At 62.5% G+C, this 22623-nt stretch carries 26 protein-coding genes; 11 read left to right on the top strand and 15 right to left on the bottom strand.

The annotated features are described in order from the left end of the window. Complete coding sequence (locus tag AC244Q_RS04560; protein WP_113546463.1) at positions 1–897, bottom strand: LysR substrate-binding domain-containing protein; 897 nt, start codon at positions 895–897, stop codon at positions 1–3. A 174-nt stretch (positions 898–1071) separates the two neighbouring features. Here AC244Q_RS04560 and AC244Q_RS04555 point away from each other — a divergent pair, with 174 nt between their 5' ends. Beyond that, positions 1072–1272 (top strand): hypothetical protein, encoded by a 201-nt coding sequence (locus AC244Q_RS04555; protein WP_113546464.1) that lies wholly within the window; start codon positions 1072–1074, stop codon positions 1270–1272. A 38-nt stretch (positions 1273–1310) separates the two neighbouring features. Next, positions 1311–1676 carry an MmcQ/YjbR family DNA-binding protein gene (locus tag AC244Q_RS04550; protein ID WP_113546465.1) on the top strand — a complete coding sequence of 122 codons (366 nt, stop codon included), beginning with the start codon at positions 1311–1313 and terminating at the stop codon, positions 1674–1676. On the opposite strand, the gene AC244Q_RS04545 is transcribed toward AC244Q_RS04550, so the two are convergent. After that, complete coding sequence (locus AC244Q_RS04545) at positions 1661–2281, bottom strand: glutathione S-transferase family protein (RefSeq protein ID WP_113546466.1); 621 nt, start codon at positions 2279–2281, stop codon at positions 1661–1663. The two genes, AC244Q_RS04550 and AC244Q_RS04545, sit on opposite strands and share 16 nt — an antisense overlap. A gap of 363 nt (positions 2282–2644) precedes the next feature. After that, positions 2645–3001 (bottom strand): hypothetical protein, encoded by a 357-nt coding sequence (locus tag AC244Q_RS04540; RefSeq protein ID WP_012756560.1) that lies wholly within the window; start codon positions 2999–3001, stop codon positions 2645–2647. A 143-nt stretch (positions 3002–3144) separates the two neighbouring features. Between AC244Q_RS04540 and AC244Q_RS04535 the strand changes: the two genes are divergently transcribed. Continuing rightward, complete coding sequence (locus tag AC244Q_RS04535) at positions 3145–3900, top strand: DeoR/GlpR family DNA-binding transcription regulator (RefSeq protein WP_012756559.1); 756 nt, start codon at positions 3145–3147, stop codon at positions 3898–3900. On the opposite strand, the gene AC244Q_RS04530 is transcribed toward AC244Q_RS04535, so the two are convergent. From AC244Q_RS04530 to AC244Q_RS04520, 3 genes are all read right to left on the bottom strand, one after another. Further along, the gene (locus AC244Q_RS04530) at positions 3875–4615 is read right to left on the bottom strand and encodes a hypothetical protein (RefSeq protein ID WP_113546195.1); all 741 of its coding nucleotides are present in this window, start codon (positions 4613–4615) and stop codon (positions 3875–3877) included. The genes AC244Q_RS04535 and AC244Q_RS04530 overlap by 26 nt on opposite strands. 131 nt (positions 4616–4746) lie before the next feature. After that, on the bottom strand, positions 4747–5754 hold the full coding sequence (locus AC244Q_RS04525) for an asparaginase (protein ID WP_113546196.1): 1008 nt from the start codon (positions 5752–5754) through the stop codon (positions 4747–4749). A gap of 278 nt (positions 5755–6032) precedes the next feature. Then, on the bottom strand, positions 6033–6326 hold the full coding sequence (locus tag AC244Q_RS04520) for a hypothetical protein (RefSeq protein ID WP_128407443.1): 294 nt from the start codon (positions 6324–6326) through the stop codon (positions 6033–6035). Between the two features lie 151 nt (positions 6327–6477). Between AC244Q_RS04520 and AC244Q_RS04515 the strand changes: the two genes are divergently transcribed. Together AC244Q_RS04515 and AC244Q_RS04510 are read left to right on the top strand one after the other, a co-directional pair. Then, positions 6478–6705, top strand: coding sequence for a hypothetical protein (locus tag AC244Q_RS04515; protein WP_164902356.1), 228 nt, complete (start codon positions 6478–6480; stop codon positions 6703–6705). A 144-nt stretch (positions 6706–6849) separates the two neighbouring features. Then, positions 6850–8061, top strand: coding sequence for an MFS transporter (locus AC244Q_RS04510; protein ID WP_113546198.1), 1212 nt, complete (start codon positions 6850–6852; stop codon positions 8059–8061). Between the two features lie 25 nt (positions 8062–8086). On the opposite strand, the gene AC244Q_RS04505 is transcribed toward AC244Q_RS04510, so the two are convergent. Further along, the gene (locus AC244Q_RS04505) at positions 8087–8710 is read right to left on the bottom strand and encodes a helix-turn-helix transcriptional regulator (protein WP_113546297.1); all 624 of its coding nucleotides are present in this window, start codon (positions 8708–8710) and stop codon (positions 8087–8089) included. A 101-nt stretch (positions 8711–8811) separates the two neighbouring features. Between AC244Q_RS04505 and AC244Q_RS04500 the strand changes: the two genes are divergently transcribed. Continuing rightward, positions 8812–10251 (top strand): MFS transporter, encoded by a 1440-nt coding sequence (locus tag AC244Q_RS04500; RefSeq protein ID WP_113546199.1) that lies wholly within the window; start codon positions 8812–8814, stop codon positions 10249–10251. Positions 10252–10401: 150 nt separating this feature from the next. Here AC244Q_RS04500 and AC244Q_RS04495 read toward each other — a convergent pair whose 3' ends face one another. The 3 genes from AC244Q_RS04495 to AC244Q_RS04485 all read right to left on the bottom strand — a co-directional run bounded on the left by AC244Q_RS04495 (position 10402) and on the right by AC244Q_RS04485 (position 12816). Beyond that, the gene (locus AC244Q_RS04495; RefSeq protein ID WP_113546200.1) at positions 10402–11400 is read right to left on the bottom strand and encodes an NAD(P)H-quinone oxidoreductase; all 999 of its coding nucleotides are present in this window, start codon (positions 11398–11400) and stop codon (positions 10402–10404) included. 409 nt (positions 11401–11809) lie between these two features. After that, positions 11810–12049 (bottom strand): ribbon-helix-helix domain-containing protein, encoded by a 240-nt coding sequence (locus tag AC244Q_RS04490; protein ID WP_113546202.1) that lies wholly within the window; start codon positions 12047–12049, stop codon positions 11810–11812. 218 nt (positions 12050–12267) lie between these two features. Next, on the bottom strand, positions 12268–12816 hold the full coding sequence (locus AC244Q_RS04485) for an HdeD family acid-resistance protein (protein WP_012756550.1): 549 nt from the start codon (positions 12814–12816) through the stop codon (positions 12268–12270). A gap of 153 nt (positions 12817–12969) precedes the next feature. Between AC244Q_RS04485 and betI the strand changes: the two genes are divergently transcribed. The 3 genes from betI to betA all read left to right on the top strand — a co-directional run bounded on the left by betI (position 12970) and on the right by betA (position 16956). Continuing rightward, on the top strand, positions 12970–13596 hold the full coding sequence (gene betI / locus AC244Q_RS04480) for a transcriptional regulator BetI (RefSeq protein ID WP_128407451.1): 627 nt from the start codon (positions 12970–12972) through the stop codon (positions 13594–13596). After that, positions 13593–15056, top strand: a complete 1464-nt coding sequence (gene betB / locus AC244Q_RS04475; RefSeq protein ID WP_113546204.1) for a betaine-aldehyde dehydrogenase — start codon at positions 13593–13595, stop codon at positions 15054–15056. The genes betI and betB overlap by 4 nt, the downstream gene beginning before the upstream one ends. A gap of 250 nt (positions 15057–15306) precedes the next feature. Then, entirely contained in the window at positions 15307–16956 is a 1650-nt protein-coding gene (betA, locus tag AC244Q_RS04470) for a choline dehydrogenase (protein WP_113546205.1), read from the top strand. Between the two features lie 183 nt (positions 16957–17139). Here the strand turns inward: betA and AC244Q_RS04465 are convergent, their stop codons facing one another. Next, positions 17140–18237, bottom strand: a complete 1098-nt coding sequence (locus AC244Q_RS04465) for an NADH:flavin oxidoreductase/NADH oxidase (RefSeq protein WP_113546206.1) — start codon at positions 18235–18237, stop codon at positions 17140–17142. Positions 18238–18331: 94 nt separating this feature from the next. Next, a complete protein-coding gene (locus AC244Q_RS04460) occupies positions 18332–19132 on the bottom strand; it encodes an SDR family NAD(P)-dependent oxidoreductase (RefSeq protein ID WP_113546207.1) in 801 nt (266 codons plus the stop codon). 89 nt (positions 19133–19221) lie between these two features. Between AC244Q_RS04460 and AC244Q_RS04455 the strand changes: the two genes are divergently transcribed. Continuing rightward, complete coding sequence (locus AC244Q_RS04455) at positions 19222–19761, top strand: MarR family winged helix-turn-helix transcriptional regulator (protein WP_113546208.1); 540 nt, start codon at positions 19222–19224, stop codon at positions 19759–19761. A 101-nt stretch (positions 19762–19862) separates the two neighbouring features. Here the strand turns inward: AC244Q_RS04455 and AC244Q_RS04450 are convergent, their stop codons facing one another. The 3 genes from AC244Q_RS04450 to AC244Q_RS04440 all read right to left on the bottom strand — a co-directional run bounded on the left by AC244Q_RS04450 (position 19863) and on the right by AC244Q_RS04440 (position 21298). Continuing rightward, positions 19863–20336: a DUF6644 family protein gene (locus AC244Q_RS04450; RefSeq protein ID WP_113546209.1), complete on the bottom strand. Its 474-nt coding sequence runs from the start codon at positions 20334–20336 to the stop codon at positions 19863–19865. 19 nt (positions 20337–20355) lie between these two features. Continuing rightward, positions 20356–20742 (bottom strand): DUF6152 family protein, encoded by a 387-nt coding sequence (locus AC244Q_RS04445; RefSeq protein WP_113546210.1) that lies wholly within the window; start codon positions 20740–20742, stop codon positions 20356–20358. A gap of 109 nt (positions 20743–20851) precedes the next feature. Then, positions 20852–21298: an RrF2 family transcriptional regulator gene (locus AC244Q_RS04440; protein WP_012756541.1), complete on the bottom strand. Its 447-nt coding sequence runs from the start codon at positions 21296–21298 to the stop codon at positions 20852–20854. 421 nt (positions 21299–21719) lie between these two features. Here AC244Q_RS04440 and AC244Q_RS04435 point away from each other — a divergent pair, with 421 nt between their 5' ends. Continuing rightward, entirely contained in the window at positions 21720–22496 is a 777-nt protein-coding gene (locus AC244Q_RS04435; RefSeq protein WP_113546298.1) for a phosphoadenylyl-sulfate reductase, read from the top strand. Positions 22497–22623 lie beyond the last annotated feature (127 nt).

Genomic DNA, 22623 nt, shown 5'->3' with positions numbered 1-22623 from the left:
TTACTGGAACAGCCTGAGCGTGCCGGCCATTTCCTCCCGGATCCAGGCCTTGAAATCCTTCACCTTCTTCGGCTCGCGCGTGCCTTCGGCGGTGACGAAGTAATGGCCGAATCCGGTCTGCGCACGAATGCCGAAAGGGGCGGCCAGCCGGCCTTCGGCAAGCGCAAAGGCGGCAAGGGTCTGCCAGGCCAGCATGACGCCCTGGCCGGCGATCGCCGCGTCGAGGCAGAGCGAGGCGTCGTTGAAGACGTGACGGGTCGAAAGCGTAGCACCTGATAGTCCGACCTCGCGCATCCAGACTTCCCAGGTGAACATGGCGTGGCCATCGACGATGGCGGGCAGTGCGAGGATATCGGCGGGTTCCTTCAAATTCGCCGCCATCTCCGGGGAACAGACCGGAAAGACCTCCTGTGCCAACAACAGTTCGGCCTTCACGTCAGGCCACTTGCCGTTGCCGACGCGGATGCCGATATCGACATCGCAAAGCGCCGGATTGACGAGATTGGTGGTCGCATCCAGCCGCAGCTTGATGTCGGGGTGACGCTCGGCGAAGCGATCGAGCCGATGGACGAGCCAGCGGGCGGCGAAAACCGGCGCCACCGAGATCGTCAGGATCGTATCGTCTTTGCGGCTGGCGATCGACACCGCCGCCGAAAGACGGGCAAAACCCTCGTCGAGCGCGAGCAGCACCGGCCGGCCGGCTTCGGTGGCGATCATTCCCCTGGCTGTGCGTTCGAAGATCACCTGACCGAGCTGGGCTTCGGCCTTGATGACCTGCTGGCTAACGGCGCCGACCGAGACGCCGAGTTCGTCGGCGGCGGCCTGCAGCGAGCCGAGACGGCCGACGGCTTCCAGCGCCCGCAGGCCGTTGAGATGGACCATATTCAGGTTCTTCATATAGTTTTCCTATACCGGCTCAGCGTTATTCTCAATTGAAAATCTGCCTGCTGGGGCCGACATTGCAAGCATAGGCAATCCATTCGAACATGCAGTCTGCGGGAAATGCGATGGTTCAGCGGGCGTTAGCCACTGCGCGATCTGTTCCGCGTCACTGAGAAAGCGAGGCATGCCATGTCGTTGCTGAAGTTTTTCTTGAGACCAGTCTTTCCTGTGGGCACCGCGCAAATTGGCGATGCCCCCGCCTGGAAGGACGATCCGTTGCGGCATCCTGAGGTCGAGCGCATGTCGATGCGCGAAATCGCCGATCTGCCGCTCGGGATGCCGGCCGGCTTTCCCAAAGAGGCCAAGCCGCCGCTGGCGAAATGCGCCTGAAGATATGGTAGGTTCGCCCTGGCAGAAAGGGCGGAACCATGGCCGGCAATGTCGATGCAATCTTCGAACGCCTGAAGCGGCTGGCGGCGGAAGCCGGGCTGCCTGATGTCGAGGAGAGCACCTCCTACGGCAATCCGGCGCTGAAGGTCGGCGGCAAGAGTTTTGTCGCGGTGAAGAACGCCGAGACGATCGTGATCTCGATTTCGATCGACGACAAGGATCACCTACTGGAGATGGCGCCCGACGTCTATTTTCAAACCGATCATTATGTCGGCTGGCCGCATCTGCCGGTGCGCGCCGCCGTGATCGGCGACGAGGAATTGCGGTTGCGGCTGATCGGCGCCTGGCTGTTCCGGGCGCCGAAGAAGCTTGCCGCCGGATTTAAGGATCAGGCCCGGTCGTAGGCCAGCGCCCGCTGGACGGCGGGGCGCTGCAGCATGCGGGCGTGGTGATCGCTCGCCCTTTCGAAGCGGGCGGGATCGACGCCGTCCGACGGCAGCCAGTCGGTCATGACGAAGAGATAGGGATCGGCGAGCGAATAGGTCTCACCCATCACCCATGGGCCTTCGAACATCGTCTGCTCGATCAGCGTGAAACAATCGGCCATATTCTCAGGCACCTTGGCCTTCATCGCCTCGATTGCCGCCGGCTCGTCGGCCCAGCGGGAGCCGCGCGGGCGATGGGCATGGTTCACATGCACGGTCGAGCAGATATAGCTGTTGAAGGACTGGAGCCTGGCAAATTCGAAAGGATCGTCAAGCGGCGCCAGCTTGGCGGCCGGCGCGCTCTGGGCGATATAGGCCAAGATCGCCGGCGTTTCCGTCAGCACGCCGTAATCGGTGACCAGTGCCGGCACCCGGCCCTTCGGGTTGATCTTCAAATAGTCCGGCGAACGCTGTTCGCCATCGCGGAGGCTGATCTTCTTGACCTCGAAGGCCAGGCCGGATTCTTCCAGGGCAATAAGGCTTGCGAGCGCGCAGGTTCCGGGCGCGTAGTACAATGTCAGCATGGTTCTCGACTCCCTTTCGGCAAGGGTTATAGCGCAGGGGTGGGCGGGCTGGAACTGGTGGGATTGGGTTTTGCTTCTCCATCGGGACAAGGGTGGGTGCGTGCGAGTGTGAGAGCATGATCGGTGTGCCGCGCCGCGCCCCTCATCCGGCTGCCGCCACCTTCTCCCCGCTTACGGGGAGAAGGGACATGCCGCACCGGCTTTCCCCGACCTCGACGCTGCGTTTGCCACGTCCCCTCGCCCCGTTTTTACGGGGAGAGGGTTAGGGTGAGGGGCAGATCTTGCACTTCAACTCGCCTTGTCAGCCAACGCAGCCGGATACGATAGATGCCCCTTCTCCCTCCGGAGAGAAAACACGCACATTCAGCCGCAGCCCGGCACGTCTTCCAGGCGGTGCCAGACCGGGATGCCGCGTTCCCGGGCGATGCGGACGTCGTTGTCCGCTCCCTTGGAATCGCCCGGCAGGCGCAGCACGCCTTCGCAGAGCTGCAGCAGCCGGCCGGCGACCGGGTGGAAGATCTCTTCGTAGAGCGCGTCGCCGACCGACCGGCCGCCGGCGGCATGCCAGATCGGCAGGGCTACCCATTCGCCGATCATCGGCACATGGCCGGCCTGAAACAGCGCGTGCGAGGGCGCTTCCAGCCGCTTCAGGTTGGCGGCCATCTTTTCCGGGTCGTCGCCGGTTCCGGACCGATAGGGCCCGGCAATCAAAATCAACATGATCCACTCCTTCGCTCCGCTTTATGCGTGAGCATTTTCCCGGCCTCATGCACGGGATTTCGTGAAAATGCACGATATTTCTTGAATGTCGAGTCACTTCGTGCAATATCGGGCTATTATGTTTAATTTCGTGCAGAGAGACGATGCTGACAACCCAACGCAAGGCCCTCATTCTCGACATCCTGCGCCGTGACGGCCAGGTGATCGCCAAACGCGTCGCCGAGGATTTCGCGCTTTCGGAGGACACTATCCGGCGTGACCTCCGGGAAATGGCGGCGGAGGGGCTGTTGAAACGAGTGCATGGCGGGGCGATGCCGCTGGCGCCTGATCTGCCGGATTTTACCGCCCGGCGCAGCGTGTCGTCGCAGATCAAGGCACGGCTGGGGGCGGCGGCGGCGGCGATGGTGAAGCCCGGTCAGATGATCTTCCTCGACGGCGGCACGACGACGGCGGAGATCGCCAGGCACTTGCCGCGCGACATGCCGCTGACGGTTGCGACCCACAGCCCGACGATTGCCGCCGAACTCGAACACCACCCGACAGCCGAGGTGATCCTCGCCGGCGGACGGCTCTACAAACATTCGATGGTGGCGACGGGGGCAGCGGCGATGGCGGCGATCTCGCAGCTTCGCCCCGACCTCTTCTTCCTCGGGGTGACGGCCGCCCATCCGGTGCACGGGCTTTCCACCGGCGATTTCGAGGAAGCGGCGATCAAGCGGCACATCGCCCGCTGCGCGGCTGAAACGCATGTGCTGCTGACCGAGGAGAAGTTCGACCTCGTCTCGCCCTGCCCCGTGCTTGGCATTTCCGAGGTGGCGGGGCTGATCGTGCCGGCGGAGATGACGGCTGAACAGCTGAAACCCTATCGCGATCTCAACGGCGCAATCGCCGCAGCATGATGGTGCTGCGGGAGGGCTGCGGTGCTGCAGCATGCGGCAAGAGGCTTGCGGCAAGGGCCGCGATGAAGGCCGCCAACACGGCATAGGCCGGCGCCATGCTGCCGGTTCCAAAGGTCAGCACCATCTGCAGATATGGCTGCGCCAGCGCGATGACGACGGAAAGTGCCGGCATGTCGAGCAGTGTCCCGGCGATCCGCGACAGTTCCGGCATGAAGGCTACGCCGGCAAGCGCGCCGTAGACCGCCGTCAGGCGGAGTGTGGGGCGCAAGGGCACCGAGGCTGCAAGAGGCAGCATGTCGCCATCCTCGAGCGCAAACATGAGATAGATGACAAAGGCCGCCAGAAACAGGAAGGCGACCGGCAGCACCGCCAGGGTGGTGGGTTGCGTCAGAGCCGCCGCATCCGCTGCAACGAAGAGGAGGATCGGCGTGGAGGCGACGAACCAGACAGCGACGACCGGTCCCCAGAACCAGATGAGCGAGAGCGTGTGAAGACGCAGCAGCGTTGCCATGAAGAGCACGCCGAGTGCAGCCCAGATGCAGGCGGGTTTGAGCATGCCCGATATCAGCCGGAGGACCGGCTCGCAGGCGCCGGCCATATCGCCGCAGCCGGACAGCTGGATCGTGAGCCAGGTGATATAATCGAGGCTCAGCGCGGCGAACATGAAGATGCCGATCCCCATCAGCATCCACCAGAGATAGCGGCCTGCAAACATGCCCTGCCCTCACGGCTTCCAGGACTGTGCTCACGTCGCCGCGAAAGGGTGCATCCGCGATCGCAGGACGTATCCCTCTTTATATTAGGCAATTCTTATTTTTCTAATAACTTATATATGTAAGCTCGTAGTCATCCGGCCAAGGCGGAGGTGACCCTGATATCGCCGACATGGATGCCGTTCCAATTGAGCATCGGCGTTGCGGCATGAGCCATCAATGCCGCATGCACCTCGCTCTCCGCCTCGAAGAAGCGGGCGAGGGTCGCCGCCACCATGGCTTCGGCAGCGCGGGTCATGCCATCCTCGCATTTGAGCGCGATGGCGATGCCCTTTTCCGGGATCGCCGCGCAGAAGACGCCTTCGGCACCTGTCTTGCAGAAGATGCGGCCGGGGGCGATCTGCATCAGCGCCGTGCAGGCGCGCCCGGAGCCGGCGACATAGAAGGGCTCGGCCATGCAGGCCTCGATCAGCCGGCGGGATGCCTTGGCGCGCAAGGGTTCCAGGCCGGTGCCGGTCGCCATTTTGGCAAAACCATGGGCCAGGCTGCGTAGCGGCACGGCATAGGTCGGGATCGAGCAGCCGTCGGTGCCGCAGCTATCGGCGCCAATCACGGCGCCGGTCAGGCTTTCCATCACCGCGCGGATCTCGATCTGCAGCGGGTGCTGGGTGCCGACATAACCCTTCGGATCGAGGTCCTGATGGCAGCAGGCGCAGATGAAACCGGCATGTTTTCCCGAGCAATTGTTGTGCAGCGCGGTCGGTGCCTCGAGCGTGCGGGCCTGATGGATCAGGGTCTTCTGACTCATGGACCAGTGGGCGCCGCATTCCAGCGCTTGCGCATCGCGACCGGCACGCAACAGCATGGAGGAGGCGAGCGCCACGTGCTCGTCCTCGCCATTGTGCGAGGCGCAGGCCAGCGCCAATTCCTTGTCACCGAAGCCATAGGCATCGGCAGCACCGCTCTCGACCAGCGGCAGCGCCTGCATCGCCTTGCAGGACGAGCGCGGAAAGACCGCGACCTCGATGTCGCCCAGCGAGAAGACAAGCTTGCCATCGCCATCGACCACAGCCACCGAGCCGCGATGGCGACTTTCGACGAGCAGACCGCGGGTGACTTCGACGGTGACGGGATTGGTCATGAGCTCTCATCCGGATGCTGGCGGGATAGCGCAGTCCATAACGCGTCACGCGGGGAAAGCCAACGGGGTTGACGCTTTGCAAGGGTTAGGCGGCTGCGCGAGGGCCTGCCTGATGGAGCAACTGGCGCGCCTGCGGTGAGTTTGGCGGAGACGTCACCGCACATTCCATCCTCCTCGGCCTTGAGCGGAGGATCCATGCCCGCTGCTGGTGGAGGTCAGCGTGGGTCCTCGGGTCAAGCCCGAGGAAGACGGAGAGGGGGTGAGCTTCCGCGCTTTTCCTAATCTCTTTCAACAACGATGTTCCGCAGAACACCGTGTCTGTCACGAGCCCGGATTTCGATGGTTTTGCTCTTATTTCCAGCATTCACGACGTTACATATTTCGTTGATGGCATCCCAAAACTGTGCGCCGACAGGCGAATCTATCTCAAGAGTTGTCATGACTTGTCTCGCCGATTTCCAGGTAATGGGAAAATCGCAAGTTTTCGTACCTTGACGAAAGGTGCGCTCAAACGGCGTCGGCGGATCAAGGAGCGTGCAACCTGCAACAGCGCCAATAAAGCGAAATTTCATTGTCCCCACCCAATTGATCAACCCCGGCGAGCACTAAGGGCAGAAGATTGATAGAGTCAATTGGCCGCCATCCCAGGCCTTGAGTTTGGACGCATCGGGACGCTATCGTGCAGCCCGGTTCACATTCCAAGGAATTGTTTTGCAAGCGGGCATGTCTATCACCGAGTCCATATTGTTGGCATTTTTCACCATTGTCTCCCTGGGTCTGGCGTCTTGGCTGGCACGCCGGCCGGCAAAGGCGAGCGTTGGAATAGTCCTCGGAACACTTGTGGGGCTGGCGCTGATCGTCAGTACCTCAGCTCTGGTCGGATTTTTGGGAAAGGTGCTTCCCTTCGGGCAAATCGACTTCTGGCTCTCAAGTTTGGTCGCGAAATTCTGAGCTAGGCGCTCGGCCTCGTTGCGGGCTCGGAGCGCGATCACATCGTCCAAATATTCATCACATAAATTGACCGAGGCGATCGAAAACTATCGTTTCTCTGATGGGTCCGATGCGACTAAGAGTGGTGCATCAGGAACCGTTCCCATGTCATCCACCTTTTCCTTGATCCTTCGCGACAACAGGATCCGCATCCCGACCGTGACCCTCGTCGCGCTCGCCTTCACCTATGCGTCGACCGCGCCCTATCAGTCGATCATCGGGATCAACGAACTCGGCATGAGCAACGGCGCCTATTCGGCACTGGTGTTCTTGTCTTCGATCGTCAACGTCACGACGAGCCTGACGCTCGGCATCTGGTCGGACAGGCTGAAGGAGCGCCGGCCGCTGGTGCTGGGGCTTTGCGTCGCCGGCATGCTCGGCTTCGGGTCGATCGCGCTCATTCATAGCCCCGCGGTCTTCATCTTCTCCACGCTGTTGCTGGTGCCGATGAGCAATTCCACCTATTCGCTGCTGTTTGCCAGCCTGCGCGCCAGGACCAACCAGATGGACCGTGGCCAGGGGGCGGCGATCACCGCAACGGTGCGGGCGCTCTTTTCCGGCTCATGGGCGCTGGCGCCGGGGTTGATCGGCCTCTATCTCGTCAGTTCGCCGTCGATGACGCCGGCCTATGGGATCGCGGCACTGGCAAGCTGCACCTGCTTCTGCCTGTATTTTTTCTTCGCACCCGGAAATGGCTCAGGCGGCCCTGCCCCCGATCCAGTCGGCTTCTTTGCTTCGCTGAAACGGATTTTCGTGCCGCATGTGCTGTCGCGCGTCATCGTCATGGCGATGCTGTTCGGGCTGCAGCGGCTGAACGCCATGCTCCTGCCGCTGATCATTACCCGTGCGGCTGGCGGCACCGTGGTCGATGTCGGCTTCATTGCAGGCTTGACGGCGTTGCTCGAGATGCCGTTCATGATGATGTGGGGCTTTGCGCAGCGCCGCTTCCGAAGCGCGCATGTGCTTGCGTTCGGCGCGCTGATCTATTGCGTCTATCTGCTGCTGCTCGGCTTTGCTTCCGCACCCTGGCACGTCTACGCACTCCTCCTCTTCAATGCCTGTGGGGCGGCAGCGATCCTCAGCGTGCCGATCACCTATCTGCAGGACCTGATCGCGGACCGGCCGGGGCTTGGAACCTCCCTGATCTCGCTGAACACGTTCATTGGGGTTGGCATCAGCGCCGGTCTCTTCGCCTTCGGCACCGCGATCACCGATTATTCCGGCACCGCCTTCGTCGGCGCGGCCGCGGGTCTCGCATCGATCGGAGTGCTGCTCTATCTCGAAAGCAGCAGGCGGCAGGCGCGGCAACCGGCGTGACATGCGGCGCTCCGATCGACAGGCGTCAATGCGGCGTGATGCGATAGGCGCAGCGGCGGGCGCCGGCGAGGATGTGTTCGCTGCGTTCGACCTCGGCGCTGAGGACGGCGCGGAAGGTTTCGAGTTCGGAGCGGCAGAAGCCGGCGCAGGCGGTGGCGGCCGCACAGATCGGGCAGTGGTTTTCGACCAGCATGAAGGAGCCGTCCGCTTGTCTCCAACAATCGGCCATATAGCCCTCGCGGGTGCGGATGCCGGCAAGGGCCTCGACGCGGGCGGCAAGGTCATGCGCCTGGCTGAGTTCCTGCCGATAACGCTGCAGCGTCTCGGCCTCGCGGGCGGCAATGACCGTATCGAGGGCTACGGGGCCGAGCTGTTCGACGAGCGTGCCAAGGAGGTTTGCCGTCAGTTCGGCATGGCCATCCGGGAACTGGCGGTTGCCGCTGGCTGTGAGGTGCCAGAGCTGACGCGGCCGGCCCCGGCCCGCGGCGGCAACGGTGACCGGTTCCACCAGCCCCTCCTCCGCCATCTTCGACAGTTGCTGGCGGGCGGCTTCGCCTGATATGCCGAGCGCATCGCCGATCGCGGCGGCGAGCTGCGGGCCGTCGGTCTTTATCAGGATCAGGATCCGGTTGGCTGGGGACTGGCGCATATTTTCCAAGTCAAGTCTTGTTTAATTTGAGGCGGCGTGTAATTTTCCAATTTATAACTTGGAAAATAATCCTCCGCCAGCAAAAATCTCGGGATCATCCCATGTCGAATATCGACCAGACTGCAACTATTCCCAACGCTAGCTCCCTCTTCCGCCTCTTTGCGCCCGAGCATCTGCCGGCAACGCTGATGCTGGCAGGCGGCGTGACGCTTTATGCGGTGGAGACTTACATCATGGCGACGATCGCGCCATCGATCGTGCGGGATATCGGCGGCCTCGCGCTGTTTTCCTGGGTCACCAGCTTGTTCGTCGCCGCGGCCGTACTCGGCTCGATCTTTGTCGCCATGCGGCCGCGCGGCACCGGGCTTCGATCCGTCTATGTGATCGCGGCGCTGGTCTTCGGCGTCGGCAGCCTGATTGCCGCGGCCGCACCGTCGATGCCAGTGGTGCTGATCGGACGTGCGGTGCAGGGTCTCGGAACAGGCGCACTTGCCGCGCTCGGCTATGCCTTCATCCGCTTCGTTTATCCCGAGCCGCTATGGCCAAAAGCCTCGACGCTCTATGCGGCGATCTGGGGGGTCTCGACCGTCATCGGGCCGACGTTCGGCGGCTTCTTTTCATCCGGCCACGCCTGGCGCTACGCATTCATCGTGCTCGTGCCGCTCGGCCTGCTGATGGCCTTCCTGGCGCCGCGGCTGTTGCCAGAGGTCGAGGACGACCGCGAGCAGGTAAAGACGCCGATTGCCCAGATCGGGCTGCTGCTTGCCGCCGTCCTGATGGTCAGCACGGCCGGCGCGATCGAGGCGACAGCCACGAAGGTCGCGCTGATCGCCGCTTCGGTCGTCGCGGTCGCCGGCATGATCTTCATCGAGGGCAGAAGCCCGAACCGCTTGCTGCCCTCTGGCGCCGTCAGCCTTTCCCAGCCGATTTCCCGGGTCTACCTGGCGATGCTCGCCATGACCGTCGTCCTCGTCAGCGACGTGTTCATTCCCTATTTCCTGCAGACCCTGCATGGGGTGGCTCCACTCGCATCGGGTTATCTGGTGGCGCTGGTTGCCCTCGGATGGACGTTTGCGGCCTTCCTCAGCGGCTCGCTGACCGGCAGGCGGGCGTACGCGGCAATCGTCATTGGCGCCCTCATCGAGGCGGCGGCGACCGCTTGCCTCGCCGTCTTCCTCGCCAAGGACAATCCCGAGGGGCATATGCTCCTTATCGTGCCGGCGGCGATCGGCATGTTCATGATGGGCTTCGGCATCGGGCTCGGCTGGGCGCATCTCGTCGCCATGGTGCTGAAACTCGTCGCCGACAACGAGAAAGACAAGGCTTCTGCCGCGATCCCGACAATGAGTTCGCTCGGTGGGGCGTTCGGCGCCGCCTTTGCCGGCCTCATCGCCAATGGCGCCGGCCTCGTTCATCCCGGCGGCATATCAGGCGCGCTTTCGGCAGCGCACTGGCTCTATCTGCTGATGGCGGTGCCAGGTGTTCTCGCCGTCGCGGTGTCGCTGACATTACCGCGCCGCGCGTCCGATATGACGCACTAAGAGCGCCCTATCTCTTTGTTTTGGCGCAATTCCCGGCAAAAGCGCTTCGCGCTTTGCCTGGCAAAACCGCTGCACACTTTTGCTGGAATTGCTCTTTGGTCTGGCGCAATTCCGGACGCAAAACCGCTGCACACTTTTGCTGGAATTGCTCTAGCCAACGCGCAGCATGACCTTGCCGACATGGCTGCCGTCTTCCAGCAGCCGGTGGGCTTCGACGACCTCGTCGAAGGCAAAGACCTTGTGGATGACGGGTGCGACGGTGCCAGCGGCAAGCAGCGGCCAGACCTCGGAGAGAAGATCATCGCGGATGGCGCGTTTTTCTTCCGCCGTGCGCGGGCGCATGGTGGAGCCCGTGACCGTCAGGCGCTTGACCATGATCGGCGAGAGATTGACCTTTTCGGCGAGCGCGCCGCCGAGGAAGGCGATGATCGACAGGCAGCCATCCCTCGCCAGCGAGGCGATGTTGCGCTCGAAATAGGCGGCGCCGATCATGTCGAGGATGATATCGACGCCGTGGTCAGTCTCGGCCTTGATCACCTCGGCGAAATCCTCGGTCCGGTAGTTGATCGCGCGTTTGGCGCCAAGATTTTCGCAAGCCTCGCATTTCTCCTTCGAGCCCGCCGTCGCGTAGACCTCGGCGCCGAAGGCGCGGGCGAGCTGGATCGCCGCCGTGCCGATGCCGCTGGAACCGCCATGGATCAGCACCGTCTCGCCTTCCGTCAGCCCGGCCATCTGGAAGAGATTGGCCCAGACGGTGAAGAAGGTCTCAGGCAAAGCCGCCGCCTTCACCGCGTCATAACCTTTGGGAAAGGGCAGAATCTGGCCTGCCGGCAGCAGGCAATATTCGGCATAGGCGCCGCCATTGGCGAGCCCGCAGACCTTGTCGCCGACGGCATGGCCGCGGACGCCGGGGCCGACGGCGACAATTTCGCCTGCAAGCTCCAGGCCGAGGATCGGGCTCGCACCCTTCGGCGGGGGATAGCTGCCCTGGCGCTGGGCAATATCGGGGCGGTTGACGCCGATCGCCTCGGCGCGCACCAGGACCTCTCCGTCGCCGGGCACAGGCAGCGGGCGCCTGCCGATTGTCATTGCCTCCGGCCCGCCAAAGGACGGCAGATCGACGAAACGCATTTCCTGAGGCAATGGCATGACCAGGCTCCTCCTAGAGCGGTTCAGAACCGCTCTAACCTTAGGTTTTACGCAATCCCGGACGAAAAACCGCTTCGCAGTTTTCCTGGGAATTGCTCTATTCGCTGGACAAAGGAAGTAAATCAGCCCCGGAGGCTTGGGAAGACTGGAAGTGGCAAGGGCGTCAATTCGCCTCGCCCAACCGATGGAAGATGAGGCCTTCCGGCAGTTCGATGACCCGATCGAAAGCGCATCAGCGGGAACAGGGCTTCCGTGCCGCGCGGTCGTAGCCGAGAATGCAGCCGGGGGCGTGGTCCTCGTTCGGAACATGCCGTGGCAGGATCAAGTAAACGAAAGTTTTATGAAACGCGCGGCCCATCGCGACGCGTTCAGCGCTTATTAGATTTACCCAATAAAATCAAACGCTTGCTCAGGCGGAGCGACGGCGCTCCGCCTCGTGATCGGCGAACATGTCGGCGACGCATCTGCCGCTGGATGGAGCGTCGTCGTCAAGAATATCGTCCCGGAACTCGTTGAGCTTGCGGGCGGTATCCCAGAGACGCAGCGCCTCGCGGACGACCTCGCTGCTCGAGGCATAACCGCCATTGTCAACGGCGGCGCGGATGCCCGCTGCCTGTTGCGGAGAGATGGAAACGGTGACCATCGGCATGAACTTCCTCCCTTTTCTGATCAGGCAGAACCCTGCCTCTGGGGGACGCATGACCATTTTCAGCATTCTCGGCGATCTCGCCGGTGCCTTGGTGCATTCGCACATAGGACCGTCCGCGTGCTGGGAGCGGCCCGTAACCCCTTCAGTCTAATCCCCTGTCCTAGTCTTGTCAAAAAAGAACGGGTCTTGTCAAAAAAGAACGGCCGCTCTCCACAATCTCAACTGCGGATGCCGAGGCCGAAGGCGATCATGGTCGAGCCCTGAACGATGAGATCGGCGGCCAGGAACAGGCCGAGGATCCACAGGCTGTTCACCGGCCAGCCGAGCGCGATGACGAAACCCGCAAGGGCGGTGATGACGCCGCTTGCGACGATCCAGCGCCAGCCCTTGACCGGCTTCATGCGCATGCCGACCCAGGTACGGAAGACGCCGGCGACGACGAGCGAGAGCGAGAGAAACAGCGTCAGCGCCGCCGAGGTCAGGATCGGATTGATGAAGGCGCAGATGCCGGCAAGCACATAGAGCAGGCCGCTCAGTATCCAGAACAGCACGTGATCCCAGCCGCGCACCTGGAAGGCATGGACGAGATAGATAACGCCGCCGAACAGCATCAGCATGCCGACATAATAGACCGAGACGACGGTGGCGAGCATCAGATTGCCGAGCGCGATCAGACCGCAGACGAGCAGCAGCACGCCTAGACCGGCAAACCAGATCCATTTCGACTGCAGCGAAGATGTCGGCGCTCCCTCGAAGACATCGGCCATGACTCACCTCCTGACAGATTCGAATATGCTGCAGCAATTCGGCAGGGAAAGATCTGCGTCTGAGCAAATCGCTAAAGATTTTTATTGATTGATCAGTCAATCAAAAATAACCTGTCGCTGATTTCAAGGAGTGGTCTGTTGCCAAAGGTCGGAATGGAGCCGGTGCGCCGCAAGGCGCTTGTCGATGCGGCGCTGCGGGTGATCGGCGATCACGGCTCGCTTGCCGTCACCATGTCCGACATCGCCCGGCAAGCCGGCGTGTCGCCGGCCCTCGCGCATCATTATTTCGGCAGCAAGGAGCAATTGCTGATCGAAACGATCCGCTCGCTTCTCCGACAGTTGCGCAGCGATACGGTGGCGGCACTCAAGGCCGCCAGGACGCCGCGCGCCCGGCTTTCGGCCGTCATCCGTGTCAGCTTCCACGCTGACCAGTTCGCGCCGGAGACGATTGCCGCCTGGCTTGCCTTTTACGCCGAAGCGCAGCGCTCGGAAGAGACGCGGCGCTTCCTGGTGATCTATGCGCGACGGCTGCGCTCCAATCTGCTGGCCGATCTGAAAGTGCTGTTGCCCGCTGACGCCGCAGAACGCATCGCCGAAGGCGCTGCGGCGATGATCGACGGGCTCTATATCAGGCAAAGTCTGAAATCGGCGCCGATCGGCATTGAAGCCTCGATCGCGCTGACGGAGGATTATCTGAATGCGCTATTGGCCACCGCCTCCCCCTCTCCCCGGAGCGAGAGGGGACGACCACATCGAACCACCCAAGGACAAATGACATGAAAGCCCAGCCGAAAGCCTCGCACTTCATCGATGGCGAATATGTCGAGGATACCGACGGCACCGTCATCGAGAGCCTCTATCCGGCGACCGGCGAGGTGATCGCCCGGCTGCATGCCGCAACGCCTGCGATCGTCGAACGGGCGATCGCCGCCGCCAAGCGCGCCCAGCCGGAATGGGCGGCGATGAGCCCGATGGCGCGCGGGCGCATCCTGAAACGGGCAGCCGACATCATGCGCGAGAGAAACCGGGCGCTCTCCGAACTGGAAACGCTCGACACCGGCAAGCCGATCCAGGAGACTGTTGTCGCTGACCCGACCTCGGGTGCGGATGCCTTCGAATTCTTCGGCGGCATCGCGCCGGCCGGCCTCAACGGTTCGCAGATCCCGCTCGGCCAGGATTTTGCCTATACCAAGCGGGTGCCGCTCGGCGTCTGCGTCGGCATCGGCGCCTGGAACTATCCGCAGCAGATCGCCTGCTGGAAAGCTGCGCCGGCGCTTGTCTGCGGCAATGCCATGGTGTTCAAACCGTCCGAAAACACGCCGCTCGGCGCGCTCAAGATCGCGGAGATCCTGCTTGAGGCCGGACTGCCGAAGGGGCTCTTCAACGTGATCCAGGGCGACCGCGACACCGGGCCGCTGCTCGTCAACCATCCCGATGTCGCCAAGGTGTCGCTGACCGGATCGGTGCCGACCGGCCGCAGGGTGGCGGCGGCTGCCGCCGGCAACCTCAAGCACGTGACGATGGAGCTCGGCGGCAAGTCGCCGCTCATCGTCTTCGACGATGCCGATCTCGATTCGGCGGTCGGCGGCTCCATGCTCGGCAATTTCTATTCGACCGGCCAAGTCTGCTCGAACGGCACGCGCGTCTTCGTGCAGAAGGCGATCAAGGCCGAGTTCCTGAAGCGGCTGAAGATCCGCACCGAGGCGATGCTGATCGGCGATCCGATGGACGAGGCGACGCAGGTCGGCCCGATGGTCTCCTGGGCGCAGCGCGAGAAGGTGATCTCCTATATCGAGAAGGGCAAGGCCGAGGGCGCAACACTCATTGCCGGCGGCGGCATTCCGAACAACGTCTCCGGCGAAGGCTATTATGTGCAGCCGACGGTGTTTGCCGATGTCACCGACGACATGACAATCGCCCGCGAGGAGATCTTTGGCCCCGTGATGTGCGTGCTCGATTTCGACGCCGAGGACGAAGTGATTGCCCGCGCCAATGCCAGCGAATTCGGCCTTTCCGGCGGCGTCTTCACCGCCGACCTCACCCGCGCCCACCGCGTCGTCGACCGGCTGGAAGCGGGCACGCTGTGGATCAACACCTATAATCTCTGCCCGGTGGAAATCCCCTTCGGCGGCTCGAAACAATCCGGCTTCGGCCGCGAGAATTCGCTGGCCGCGCTGGAGCATTATTCCGAGCTGAAGACGGTTTACGTGGGCATGGGGCCGGTGGTGGCGCCTTATTGAATTGAAACACATCTGCCCTTGCCTTTGCCCCTCACCCTAACGGGGTCGAGCCACTCGTCTCGACCCGTCCTCCGGACCCCCGCGCGCGGGGAGAGGGGACGTGCCCTAAAGCAGCGTCGAGGTTAAGGAAGGCGGTGCGGCATATCCCCTTCTCCCCGCGAGCGGGGAGAGGTGCCGGCAGGCGGATGAGGGGCAGGCTCTGGGAAAACAAGAAGCAGCCGGATGATGGCTGCTCGAGGGAAACAAGTAGATGCAAGCAGATTTCGTCATCATCGGTTCGGGCTCCGCCGGCTCCGCCCTCGCCTACCGCTTGTCGGAAGACGGCAAGAACAGTGTCATCGTCATCGAGGCGGGTGGCAGCGATTTCGGGCCGTTCATCCAGATGCCGGCAGCGCTTGCCTGGCCGATGAGCATGAAGAGATATAATTGGGGTTATCTGTCCGAGCCCGAGGCGAACCTCAACAACCGGCGCATCACCGCGCCGCGCGGCAAGGTGATCGGCGGCTCCTCGTCGATCAACGGCATGGTCTATGTGCGCGGCCATGCCGAGGACTTCAACCGCTGGGAGGAGCTCGGCGCCAGCGGCTGGGCCTATGCCGATGTACTTCCCTATTTCAAGCGGATGGAACATTCGCATGGCGGCGAAGAGGGCTGGCGCGGCACCGATGGGCCGCTGCATGTCCAGCGCGGCGGCTTCACCAATCCGCTCTTCCGCGCCTTCGTCGAGGCCGGCAAACAGGCGGGCTTCGAGACGACGGAGGATTACAACGGCAGCAAGCAGGAAGGCTTCGGTCTGATGGAGCAGACCATCTTCGGCGGCCGCCGCTGGTCTGCCGCCAACGCCTATCTGAGGCCGGCGCTGAAGCGGCAGAATGTCAGGATCGTCTACGGCTTTGCGCAGAAGATCGTGATCGAGGACGGGCGGGCGACCGGCGTCGAGATCGAACGTAACGGCAGAACAGAGGTGGTGAAGGCGAACCGCGAGGTGATCGTCTCGGCCTCCTCGTTCAATTCGCCGAAGCTCTTGATGCTGTCGGGCATCGGTCCCGGCCAACATCTGCAGGACATGGGCATTGCGGTGAAGGCAGACCGGCCGGGCGTCGGCGCCAACCTGCAGGACCATATGGAATTTTATTTCCAACAGGTGAGCACCAAGCCGGTGTCGCTCTATTCTTGGCTGCCGTGGTTCTGGCAGGGGGTGGCGGGCGCGCAATGGCTGCTCTCGCGCGGCGGGCTCGGCGCCTCCAACCAGTTCGAAGCCTGCGCCTTCCTGCGCTCGGCACCTGGGCTGAAGCAGCCCGATATCCAGTATCATTTCCTGCCGGTGGCGATCAGCTATGACGGCAAGGCGGCGGCGAAGAGCCACGGCTTCCAGGTTCATGTCGGCTACAACCTGTCGAAATCGCGCGGCAGCGTGAGCTTGCGCTCCGCCGATCCCAAGGCCGACCCGGTGTTGCGCTTCAACTATATGAGCCATGCCGAGGATTGGGAGAAATTCCGCCACTGCGTGCGTCTCACCCGGGAGATCTTCGGGCAGAGCGCCTTCAACGACTATCGCGGGCCGGAGATCCAGCCGGGCGAAGGCGTGCAAAGCGACGAAGAGATCGACGCCTTCCTGCGCGAACATCTGGAAAGCGCCTATCACCCCTGCGGCACCTGCCGGATGGGCGCCAAGGACGATCCGATGGCGGTGGTCGATCCGCAAACGCGGGTGATCGGCATCGATGGCCTGCGCGTCGCCGACAGCTCGATCTTCCCGCACGTCACTTATGGCAATTTGAACGGCCCCTCGATCATGACGGGAGAGAAGGCCGCCGACCATATCCTCGGCAAACAGCCGCTGGCGCGTTCGAACCAGGAACCCTGGGTCAACCCGCGCGCGGCCGTCAGCGATCGATAAGAAGCGAGCCGTCCGACGTTACTTTGTCCGTCTATGCAGGTACCGAAAGCCTTCACAAGCGCCCGTCACGGCCCAACCGTCTGACGTGAGGCGCGATATCGCGCCCATGAATCAGCGGGCCTTGGTTCGTTTTTTAAAGCGAAGAGACAAGGGCCCTCAACGATGTTCGAGAGCCCCGATCGCTCAGGCAGCGCGGTAGGATGCGAGCCAATGTGCGTAGGGGGCAGGCAATGTCCAGGACGGACGCTCGACACCGAGCTTGCGCGCGGCTTGGTAGGGCCAATGCGGATTGGCGAGCATCGCTTTGCCGATCATAACCAGGTCAAGCTGCCCGCTTCGGATGAGTTCGTCCGCTTGCTCCGGCTGAGTGATGTTCCAACTTGCGGCACCGGGGAGGCCAGTGGCCTTGCGGACCTGATCGGCGTAAGGCGCGATGAACCCCGGGCCCCAGGGAATATTGGTGGCTGGGGTTGAGAAGCCGAGGCTGACGTCGATGAAGTCGAGGCCGGCCTTCTTGAATTTTCCGACGAGATCGATCGCGTCCTGCAGGGTTTCCTGGTCGCGACCGTCAAACTCGATGACGCCGAAGCGAGCCGTCAGCGGACGATCCTCGGGCCAGACCTCACGAACGGCCGCCAGCGTCTCGAGGAGGAAGCGTCCACGGTTATCGGCGCTGCCGCCATATTCGTCGTCTCGCTGGTTCGAATGCGGCGAGAAGAAGCTCTGGCCGAGATAGCCGTGAGCAAAATGCAACACGAGCCACCGGAATCCGATGTCGCGCGCGCGGATCGCTGCAGCGACAAAATCGCCACGAACGCGATCTATGTCGGCCTTCGTCATGGCGCGCGGGACCTTGGCCAAGCCGCCGCCGAACGCGATGGCGGACGGTGCGATGGTTTCCCAGCCGCGCGGATCGCTATCGGCGATATGATCGTCGCCTTCCCAAGGGCGGTTTGCACTGGCCTTGCGGCCGGCGTGACCGATCTGGATCCCTGCGACCGCGCCCGCCTTTTCGATGCCGGCGACAATCGGCCCAAAGGCCTCGGCCTGGACATCATTCCAAAGACCGGTGCAGCCCGGCGTGATACGCCCCTCCGGAGAGACAGCCGTGGCTTCGACATTGACAAGGCCAGCGCCACCGCGCGCCAAGCTTGTGAGATGGGCGGCGTGCCAGTCGTTCGGAACGCCATCAGTCGCGGAGTATTGACACATGGGGGATACCGCGATGCGGTTTCGGAGGATGACGCCTTTCAGCGTGAATTGGTCGAACAGGCTGGGCAATGGAATCTCCTTGTAATGAATATCAATCAACCGCACGGATCTGCCGACGCCGCTGGCGTAGGGGTTAATCCGCGCGCTCGATCCTTCGGGGTGTCTAGACGGCGCGGTAACGGGGCGCAGGTTCACCGGTCTGCGTCGCGGCGAACAGTGTGGATCGGGCCTGGTCGAACTTGTCCCAGAGACTGGCGTCGGCAACGGATGGCAGCGTGATATCTTCGCCCTTGTCGAAACCGGCCAGGGCGGCGTCGACCAGGTTTTCGGACGTCATGACGGTCGCCTGGTTGAGCGACGCCAGCGGCACGCCCGACAAATCCCAGAGTTCGGTCGCCGTCGCCGCCGGCATGACGAGTTGCAGGCGGACATTGGTCTCAGCCAGCTCCTGCTGCAGACCCCGGCTGAAGTTCATCACATAGCCCTTGGTGCCGCTGTAGATCGCGCTGATCGGCAGGGCATGAAAGGACAAGACCGAAGCGACGTTGACGATCGCGCCGTGGTTGCGGCTGAGGAATGCAGGCAGAACGGCGTGTGTCAGCCGCGTGAGCGCAGTGACGTTGAGCGCGATCATCGCGGCCGCGTCTTCCTCAGTGGTCTTGGCGACCGGAGCCAAGGTCGAGTTGCCGGCGTTGTTGACGAGGAGCGTGATCGCTGAATTTTCCTTCAGCACCTTTTCGACGCGGTTGACGTCGGCGTCTTTCGTCAGGTCGGCTTCCACGACCTCGACTTTCGTGCCGTGGGCAGCGCCGAGCTTGTCCGAGAGCGCCTTCAGACGATCGGCCCGCCGGGCGACGAGGATGAGGTCATACCCCTTTTCGGCGAGACGCGCGGCGTAGATGGCGCCGATGCCAGCGGAGGCGCCGGTGACGAGGGCGACGGGCTTGAGCGATGATGCAGACATGTCAAAATCCTATTTGGTTGAGTACTCAAGTTTACGTATGGTCGCGATGTCCTCTTGTCAATGGATGAGCCCTCAACTATTTTAGTGAGATGGGTAAGAAACTTTCGATTGGCAATCTCGGAGAGGAACTGCGTGGGGGCAGGCTGAGTTCGCCCGAACTCCTGTCCGAACTTGTGTGCACAAACACCGCTCTTCGACGCGCGTCACGGCGACTAGGCCAACTCTATGACGATGCGGTAGCGCCAACCGGCCTGAAGGCCACCCAGGTCGGGCTTCTGACCCAGATAGCTGCGTTGCGCGAAGGCGGCCATCAATGGCCCACCCTGCAATCCCTGGCCGAGCGCCTTGCCGTCAGCATCTCTGCTTTGACCCACGCACTTCGCCCGCTGGTCCGGGACGGACTGGTCGGGCTCATGCCGGACGAACACGATGGCCGCACGAAGCATGCGACGCTGACGACGCATGGTGAGCACCGTCTGCACGAGGCATTGGCCCTGTGGGCTGATGCCAATCAGCGCGTCGAGGTGGTGCTGGGTCCTTCCGCTTCTGCGCTTCGCGCGCTGGCCGATGACGTCGCCTCTCCGGAATTCCTGGAAGCTTATGAAGCTCGTCGCATGCTGCGAGGCTGACCGTGGGATGGGCGCGGCAGAGGATTCGGGCGATGAATTCGAACAAGCATGTTGAACCCGCAGTGCCTCGGACGGGCGCGCGCCGACAGCTCGCTAATTCCCTAAAGAAACCCGATCCATCGTCCGGCGATCACGGCGGCAATCCAGATGGCGGCAGACAGGGCGGCGGAGAAGCGCAGGCCAGGCCGGACGATGCCTAGGGAAAGCACCATTTTCCACCCTCGCCCGAGATGCACAATCGACAGGTTGAGAATGCCGAGGGCGATCAGCCCGAGCTTGGCAAGGAAGGCGGAATTGCCGGCATATTCGACCGCCCGGACGCTGAAGAGGCAGAAGCCGGTGACAATAGCCGCGGCAAGGCCGACGCCGGCGGCGCGTGACAGAAACGGCGCGACGATCTCAACCGGCACCTTGCGGAAGAAGCCGGCGAGCCTCAGATCGAGCGGCAGGATGGCGCCGAGCAAGAGGCCGATCGCCAGGATATGGGCTGCGTTGACGAACATGTAGAGTGTTCCGGAGCGCCGGAGCGCGACCGCAGGTGTCGTTGCCGACAGCCATTCGAGAATGTCGATCACAGCTCAGTTCGCCCAGAGGTCAGTTCGTCTTGATGCGGTCGGGATAGATATCGTAGCGCTTCTCGCCGATGGTGAGGCGCACGGCCTTCAGCCGCTTTTCTTTTGGATCCTGCGAACGGTTTCCAAGGGCCACCACCTGGTCGCCGGGCTTGGCCACACCTTCGACGAAACCGGAGCGTTCCGTCTGGCGCGGATTGCCGAGTTCGACGAGCCAGACGCCGTCATTGGCGGTGGCGATATCGAGCGTTGGATGCGGTCCGCCCATGGAGATCTTCTCGATGGTGCCGCGCAGTTCGATCTGATCCGCCTCGGCCCAGGACCAGCCGTGATGAGCAATTGCGCCGGTGGCGAAAGCCATCGAAAGCATGGCCGCAGCCACTACTCGCCGTGCTGAAATTATAGACATGATATCCTCCCTACCCGTATGGACAGGCAGGTGGAGCATCGGAGCCGGAGGAAAAGGGATTTCACCAAATCTTGAAGAAAGATGCGGGCGTCAGTTTTCACCCTGATGCTCAGGCGAGCAGCCGGGTGACTTCGGCGCTGTGCTTTGGGGCGATGGCATCGGCGATGGTCGTCGAGAACAGCACCTTGCGGGTGGCGTCCGCCACTTTGGCGAAGACGTGGCGGATCTGGCAGTTCTGTTCGCCATCGCAATCGTCGCACCTTCTATAGGCGGTGATCGACAGACACGGAAGTGGAGCGAGCGGGCCGTCGATGATGCGCAGGATCTCGCCGAAGGTGATCGTATGGGCGGGCTTCAGCAGGAGATACCCACCCTGCTTGCCGCGGCGGCTGGCGACGACGCCGTGATGTTTCAGGTCGAGCAGGATCTGTTCGAGGAACTTTTTCGGGATCTTTTGCTGCGCCGCGATATCGGAAATCATCACCGGTTCGTCGGCATCGGCATCAGCCAAGACCGTGAGCGCCCGCAGCGCATATTTCGCCTTTTGCGTAATCATTTTTGACCATCGACACACACAGGCGGCGCGAATTTCCGCACCGCTACGGAAGTACTTTCACCTCTATGGCACAACCAGCATGAACGGAATTTGAACGCGCCGGAGAAAGCCTTGAGAGACAAGCGTTTTGGCCTTGTTTTTTGCTCTCGGCCAAGCGCACTTAATCTATGCCAAAACCGCGCCTTCTGCACCATTTTCGGCATCACTTCAGATTTCGGATTGACAGGCTGCGTGTAACTCTACTATTTCTATAGACATTCGAGCTGCCGATGTGGATTTTCATCCGCAGGCGGCTGCTTTTCTGCATCGCGGCAGCTTCGGAGAGATATTTGCTCCTTCGGCTGCAGCTTTCGAAATCCCTTTTTCTGTCCGATCGATGCGTGAACTGCGATACTCCCGTTCAACAAAGGACAGGAATCTCATGACTGCTATCAATCCGATTGTAGAAGGCGGGCCGATTGCGGAAGAAGGGCCGATTGCGGAAGCCGAGGCGCTGAACCACAGACTGGCGGGCCTTGACCTTGCCGGACGTCTGTCGCTGGTCTCCGGCCTTGGCGGCCGCGTGGTGTTCACGACGTCACTCGGCATCGAGGACCAGGTGATCACCGCCGAGATCGGCACGCACCGCCTGCCGATCGATATCGCGACGCTGCAGACCGGCCGGCTGTTTGCCGAGACGCTGTCGCTGATCGAAGAGACCGAAAGCCAGTACGACATCCATATCCATCGCTTCGAGCCCGAGAAGGCCGATATCGACGCCTATGCGGCGCAATACGGCCTCAACGGTTTCTACGAGAGCGTCGAGGCCCGGCATGCCTGTTGCGGCGTGCGCAAGCTGAAGCCGCTTGCGCGTGCCCTCGAAGGTGCCGCTATCTGGATCACCGGCCTGCGCCGCGGCCAATCGGCCAACCGTGCCGAGACGCCCTTTGCCGAATATGACGCCGAACGCCACCTGCTGAAGGTCAATCCGCTCGCCGACTGGGACCTGGAGGCGATCAAGGCCTTCGTTTCCGCAAACGGCGTGCCGATCAATCCGCTGCACGCCCGCGGTTATCCCTCGATCGGCTGCGAGCCCTGCACGCGGGCGATCAAGCCCGGCGAGCCGGAACGCGCCGGCCGCTGGTGGTGGGAGCAGGACGAAACGCGCGAATGCGGCCTGCATGTCGCCGAAGAGGCCGCAGCGATCGCCGCACAATAATCACCCCACGGCTTTCCCAATCAGGGCGCGGCGACCGCCGCAGCCTTGGGAAAGCCAACATTCCCAGGGAAGTCAACTTTCCCGGGGATAGCCAACATCAAGTTTTGCGGGCATCCGCAAACGACCG

Source organism: Rhizobium sp. CB2179, from assembly GCF_057653455.1.
Note: the sequence above shows the minus strand (reverse complement) of the source record. Positions and strands in the feature narration are given on the sequence as shown.

Coding starts and splice junctions, on each gene's coding strand:
- AC244Q_RS04530 (WP_113546195.1), bottom strand. CDS start 4,615: ATGTTTGCAGGCCGCTATCTCTGGTGGATGCTGATGGGGATCGGCATC.
- AC244Q_RS04515 (WP_164902356.1), top strand. CDS start 6,478: ATGTCTATCACCGAGTCCATATTGTTGGCATTTTTCACCATTGTCTCC.
- AC244Q_RS04505 (WP_113546297.1), bottom strand. CDS start 8,710: ATGCGCCAGTCCCCAGCCAACCGGATCCTGATCCTGATAAAGACCGAC.
- AC244Q_RS04500 (WP_113546199.1), top strand. CDS start 8,812: ATGTCGAATATCGACCAGACTGCAACTATTCCCAACGCTAGCTCCCTC.
- AC244Q_RS04460 (WP_113546207.1), bottom strand. CDS start 19,132: ATGTCTGCATCATCGCTCAAGCCCGTCGCCCTCGTCACCGGCGCCTCC.
- AC244Q_RS04440 (WP_012756541.1), bottom strand. CDS start 21,298: ATGATTACGCAAAAGGCGAAATATGCGCTGCGGGCGCTCACGGTCTTG.
- betA (WP_113546205.1), top strand. CDS start 15,307: ATGCAAGCAGATTTCGTCATCATCGGTTCGGGCTCCGCCGGCTCCGCC.
- AC244Q_RS04555 (WP_113546464.1), top strand. CDS start 1,072: ATGTCGTTGCTGAAGTTTTTCTTGAGACCAGTCTTTCCTGTGGGCACC.
- AC244Q_RS04520 (WP_128407443.1), bottom strand. CDS start 6,326: ATGAAATTTCGCTTTATTGGCGCTGTTGCAGGTTGCACGCTCCTTGAT.
- AC244Q_RS04485 (WP_012756550.1), bottom strand. CDS start 12,816: ATGGCCGATGTCTTCGAGGGAGCGCCGACATCTTCGCTGCAGTCGAAA.
- AC244Q_RS04525 (WP_113546196.1), bottom strand. CDS start 5,754: ATGACCAATCCCGTCACCGTCGAAGTCACCCGCGGTCTGCTCGTCGAA.
- AC244Q_RS04545 (WP_113546466.1), bottom strand. CDS start 2,281: ATGCTGACATTGTACTACGCGCCCGGAACCTGCGCGCTCGCAAGCCTT.
- AC244Q_RS04490 (WP_113546202.1), bottom strand. CDS start 12,049: ATGCCGATGGTCACCGTTTCCATCTCTCCGCAACAGGCAGCGGGCATC.
- AC244Q_RS04550 (WP_113546465.1), top strand. CDS start 1,311: ATGGCCGGCAATGTCGATGCAATCTTCGAACGCCTGAAGCGGCTGGCG.
- betI (WP_128407451.1), top strand. CDS start 12,970: ATGGAGCCGGTGCGCCGCAAGGCGCTTGTCGATGCGGCGCTGCGGGTG.
- AC244Q_RS04445 (WP_113546210.1), bottom strand. CDS start 20,742: ATGTCTATAATTTCAGCACGGCGAGTAGTGGCTGCGGCCATGCTTTCG.
- betB (WP_113546204.1), top strand. CDS start 13,593: ATGAAAGCCCAGCCGAAAGCCTCGCACTTCATCGATGGCGAATATGTC.
- AC244Q_RS04540 (WP_012756560.1), bottom strand. CDS start 3,001: ATGTTGATTTTGATTGCCGGGCCCTATCGGTCCGGAACCGGCGACGAC.
- AC244Q_RS04560 (WP_113546463.1), bottom strand. CDS start 897: ATGAAGAACCTGAATATGGTCCATCTCAACGGCCTGCGGGCGCTGGAA.
- AC244Q_RS04435 (WP_113546298.1), top strand. CDS start 21,720: ATGACTGCTATCAATCCGATTGTAGAAGGCGGGCCGATTGCGGAAGAA.
- AC244Q_RS04455 (WP_113546208.1), top strand. CDS start 19,222: ATGGGTAAGAAACTTTCGATTGGCAATCTCGGAGAGGAACTGCGTGGG.
- AC244Q_RS04495 (WP_113546200.1), bottom strand. CDS start 11,400: ATGCCATTGCCTCAGGAAATGCGTTTCGTCGATCTGCCGTCCTTTGGC.
- AC244Q_RS04510 (WP_113546198.1), top strand. CDS start 6,850: ATGTCATCCACCTTTTCCTTGATCCTTCGCGACAACAGGATCCGCATC.
- AC244Q_RS04535 (WP_012756559.1), top strand. CDS start 3,145: ATGCTGACAACCCAACGCAAGGCCCTCATTCTCGACATCCTGCGCCGT.